Here is a 450-nt window from a genome sequence, read left to right as displayed (position 1 = left end):
TGCGCGGCGTGCAGCTGCTGCTGGGCGGGCATGACGAGGCCGCCCTGGCGCAGTTCCTGGAAATGCTGCGGATCGACCGTGGATTCGAGGAGGGCCTGCCACGCAAAGCCTTGATCGACGCCTTCAATGTGATCTCCGACGAGGACCTGGTGGGCCAGTACCGCCGCAGGATGGCGTCGCTGCTGTTCTGAACGGAAGCCCGCTCCGTTCAGAATCCCTGCACTGAACGCGGGCAATAATGCGCGCGCTGGCGGCCTTGCGGTCGCCACGATCCGTTCGGGGGGATGAGGTCGGGGCCATGGGGTCTTGCAGCTGCACCCCCGCATTGCCGGGATTGCAAACTGTGACCGTCGTCCGCTCTCTGTCGTTCGCCATGCGTTTAACGGGCGCCCTGCTCTGCGCCCTCCTCCTGCCGCCTGCCATCGCCGGCGCCCAGGACTGGAACTACCG

The 450-nt window shown here is 66.4% G+C and carries 1 protein-coding gene; it reads left to right on the top strand.

What is annotated here, in order from left to right:
• Nucleotides 1-191, top strand: a 191-nt coding sequence (locus D7X55_RS46400; protein ID WP_147470497.1) for a tetratricopeptide repeat protein, incomplete at its 5' end; no start/stop codon positions are given.
• Nucleotides 192-450: the final 259 nt, after the last annotated feature.

Origin of the sequence: Corallococcus sp. AB049A, from assembly GCF_003668885.1 — a bacterium.
Classification (GTDB): Bacteria; Myxococcota; Myxococcia; order Myxococcales; family Myxococcaceae; genus Corallococcus; species Corallococcus interemptor.
The sequence above is the reverse complement of the archived record's forward strand: the minus strand, read 5'-3'. Positions and strand labels throughout refer to the sequence as shown.